Source organism: bacterium, from assembly GCA_021372775.1.
Classification (GTDB): domain Bacteria; phylum Acidobacteriota; class Polarisedimenticolia; order J045; family J045; genus JAJFTU01.
The window spans coordinates 1-3,980 of record JAJFTU010000441.1 but is presented as its reverse complement, the minus strand read 5'-3'; the positions used below and the strand labels follow the sequence as shown (position 1 = coordinate 3,980).

The 3,980-nt window shown below is 70.2% G+C and carries 3 protein-coding genes; all 3 read left to right on the top strand.

What is annotated here, in order from left to right:
- Window positions 1-969 (top strand): hypothetical protein (locus LLG88_15105; GenBank protein ID MCE5248235.1); only part of this gene is annotated, 969 nt, incomplete at its 5' end.
- Between the two features lie 140 nt (window positions 970-1,109).
- A complete protein-coding gene (locus LLG88_15100) occupies window positions 1,110-2,849 on the top strand; it encodes a hypothetical protein (GenBank protein ID MCE5248234.1) in 1,740 nt (579 codons plus the stop codon).
- 234 nt (window positions 2,850-3,083) lie between these two features.
- The coding region (locus LLG88_15095; protein MCE5248233.1) for a CoA-binding protein at window positions 3,084-3,980 on the top strand (897 nt) is incomplete at its 3' end.

Genomic DNA, 3,980 nt, shown 5'->3' with positions numbered 1-3,980 from the left:
ATGCGTCTGGCGGCGTGGTCCGCGTCTCTGGCGTTGCTGGTGATGGTGAAGTTCACAGGCGTCGGCTACGCGGTGCTTGCGGCGCTGGCGTTCGTGGCGGTGGCATGGATCTTCTGCGGCGCGGCCCGCGCGCGGACGGTCATTGCGTGGTCGGGGGCGGCCCTAATCGTCGCGTTCTTCTTGCTCGGCGCGCATCCATATCTATCGAACTGGCGTCTACATGGGCACCCGTTCTACCCGGTTCGCGGCGATGGCGCGGTGGACATCATGTCGCACAATAGCCCGCGGAGCTTTGCCGGTCGCAACCGTCTGACGAAAGTGGGTATCTCCCTCTTGGCCGAAACCGCTCAAGCCGACGCCATGAATGGCGCAGAGCCGAAGTTGAAGGTCCCCTTTGTCTTGTCGATGTCGGAGCTCCGCGTCGCCCGTGATCCGGATCCGCGAATGGCCGGATGGGGCCCGCTCTTTTCGGGAGTGTTGCTGCTCGTCGTTCCCTGCGGTCTGCTGCTTTGGAGGTGTGATCGGCGAGCGGCGCTGTTCGCCGCATGCGCGACCGGCACGATACTAGTCTGCGGGATCGCGAATCCAGAGCTGTGGTGGGCGCGCTACTTCCCTCAACTCTCGCTAGTGCCGGTTGTCGTGGCCGCTGGGCTTCTCTCGGTTCGGCCGAAGGGCTGGACGCTGGCGTTCGCCGCGCTGTTGGTCGTGGCGATGGCGGTGAACGTTGGCCTTGTGGGCGCATATCATGCCCGTGCGATGATCGGCGAGACGAGAGCGGTACGGGCTCAAATGGAGGAGCTCGCCGCTCGTCGCGCCATGATCAACGTAGACTTCGGGACGTTTCGCGCCAATCGACGACGCTTCGACGAATGGGGGATCCGCTGGCGAGAGGTTCGATCGAGAGACGAACTCAAGCCGCCGATCTACGCCGTGCCGATGTCGCTGACGGTCTTTTCGGTCGCAGAGTAGGAGCGGCGCATGGGCGAGGCTCGGGCGCGGGCTTCCGGCAAATGTAGCTCGGGGAAGCCCTTGCAGCGGAGACGACACAGCACGGCGCTCCAGGGCAAACCAAGTCGCGCGCGGCGCAATGCCCGAGCGGAGAGGGAAGAGTGGCGAGACGCGTGACGCTTGTGGCGGCGCACTGGGCGAGGGAACTGCGCTGTGGGCTGGCCGCCAGCGAGGAGCCGCTGCAGAGCTCTTGCGAAGTCTGGCTTGCGGTCAGCGAGGCCGTCGGTGTCGGGCTGGTTGTTTTCGAGCTCGTCGCGCTGGTCGTCGTCGTCGCGCAGTTGGCGCTCGGCGCGCGGCCGCAGGCGTGGGCGGCGGGGGTCGGGCTCGTCGCGGGGCTCGAGGCGGTGGTGCTGGTCCTGCGGGAGGCGGGACGGCTTTCGCGGAAGGCGGTCGTCGGCGCGCTGCTGATCTTCGCCGCGGTCGGGGCGGCGGCGGGGGCGTGCTCGGCGTGGTTCATCGACACGTCGTGGGACGGGCAGTGGTATCACCAAGAGGAGCTGCTGCAGATCCACGCGGGGTGGAATCCGTGGACGTCGGAGGCGGCGACGGCGGACCCGATCCAGCAGTCCTGCTTGAACCACTACCCGATGGGCGCGGAACTGTCGGGATACCCGCTCTTCGCCGCGACCGGGCGCATCGAGACGATGAAGTTCTTCAACTTCACCGCCGTCGCGGCGTCGCTCGCGCTCGCCTTCGCCGCGCTGCTCGCCGTGGGCCTGTCCCGGACGGCGGCGCTCGTTTTGGCGGGGATCGCGGCGCTCAATCCGGTCAGCGTCTGCCAGATGACCGGCACGTACGTGGACGGGCGTCTGTCCTCGTACTGCGTGATCGCCGCGGCGGCGGCCGTGCTGTGGCGGCGCCGCGCGTCGTGGTCGGCGGCCGCGGCGTGGTCGGCGTCGCTCGTCCTCTTGGTCCTCGTGAAGTTCACGGGGGTCGGCTACGCCGCGATCGCCGCCGCCGCGCTCGTCGTCGCGGCGTGGGCGCTCCGCGGCGGCGCGCGGGCGCGCAAGGCGGCGGTCTGGTCCGCGGGCTTCCTGCTCGCGGCGTTCTTCCTGCTGGGCTGGCATCCCTACGTGACGAACTGGCGCGCCCACGGAAGCCCGTTCTTCCCCGTGCGCGGGGAAGGCGCGGTGGACGTCGTCTCCGCGAACCGCCCGCGGAGCTTCGAGGGCCGCAACCGCCTCGTCAATCTCGCCGTCTCGCTCGCCGCCGAAACCTCGCAGGCTTGCGCGCTGCTGAACCGGGAGCCGGAACTCAAGGCGCCGTTTCGGCTCCACCGGCGGGAGCTCTTCATCGGCCGCGATTCGGACGCCCGCATGGCGGGGTGGGGACCGCTGTTCTCCGGCGCGCTGCTGTTGGCCGTCGCCTGCTTCGCGGCGTCGTGGCGGCGCGACCGGCGGCGGACGCTGATCGGCGGGTTCGTCGTCGGCGCGATCCTCGTCTGCGCCGTCGCCAACCCTGAGTCCTGGTGGGCGCGGTTCTGTCCGCAGATCGCCTTGGCGCCGATCGTCGTCGCGGCCGCGTTGTTCGCCTCGCGGCCGAAGGGCGCGGCGCGGGCGCTGGGGATCGCGCTCGTCGCGGCGATGGCGCTGAACGTCGCGCTCGTGGCGTCGTTCCACGCCTACGCGATGGTCGGCGAGACGAGGGACGTGCGCGCGCAACTCGCGGCGCTGGCCGCGCGCGGGACGCCGATCGCCGTCGACTTCGGCGCGTTCCCGTCGAACCGGCGGCGCTTCGACGAATGGGGGATCCGCTGGCGCGAGGTCAAGGCGCAAGGCGAGCTCAAGCCGCCGATCGAGAAGGTTCCGTGGTCCACCGCGGTCTTCTCGGCGGGCGAATAGGCGCCGCGCCGCGGGGGCGGCCGCGCGCGCGCGACGGGAGCGGTTTCCGCGGACAGTTCCCGCGCCCCCGGCCGGCCGCCGGCCGCGGCCGTCCCGGCCCCCTCTTCGGGTTCGGTGCTACGATCGGCCGTCCTTTTTCCGGGCGCGTCCGGCGCTCCGGGACCGTATTGATTCTCCGCGCGGACGCCGCGGCGACGCTCTCGCCCGCACGGCGCAAAAGATAGGAGACGATCCATGGCGAACGACGAAGGGGGAAAGAAGTCCGCCCCTGAAGGGGCCCATGATCTGCTTCACGCCCAGGCTCATCCGCTCGACGTGTTCTTCGCGCCGAAGAGCGTGGCCGTCGTCGGCGCGACCGAGGCCGCGAACAGCGTCGGCCGCACGTTGATGTGGAACCTCGTGACCAACCCGTTCGGCGGGACGGTCTACCCGGTCAACCCGAAGCGGCCGAGCGTGCTCGGCGTGAAGGCGTACCCCTCGGTCTCCGCGATCCCCGGCGACTGCGAGCTGGCGGTCATCTCGACGCCGTCGAAGGTCGTTCCCGGCGTGATCCGCGAGTGCGCGCAGAAGGGGGTCAAGGGGGCGGTCATCATCAGCGCCGGCTTCAAGGAGCTCGGCGCCGAAGGGCTGGCGCTCGAGCAGCAGGTGCTGGAGGAAGCGCGCAAGGGCGGCATCCGGATCGTCGGGCCGAACTGCCTCGGCGTGATGAGCCCGGTCTCCAACTTCAACGCCACCTTCGCCCGCTCGATCGCCCGTCCCGGCCGGCTCGGCTTCATCAGCCAGTCCGGCGCGCTCTGCACGTCGGTGCTCGACTGGGCGCACAAGGAGAACGTCGGCTTCTCGGCCTTCGTCTCCATCGGCTCGATGTCCGACGTCGGCTGGGGCGACCTGATCGACTACCTCGGCCAGGACCCGAAGACCGAGGCGATCCTGATCTACATGGAGTCGGTCGGCGACGCGCGGGCCTTCCTCTCCGCGGCGCGCGAGGTTGCGCTGACCAAGCCGATCATCGTGATCAAGGTCGGGCGCACGGCGGCGGCGGCGAAGGCCGCGGCCTCGCACACCGGCTCGCTCACCGGCAGCGACGACGTCCTCGACGCCGCCTTCCGCCGCTGCGGCGTGCTGCGCGTG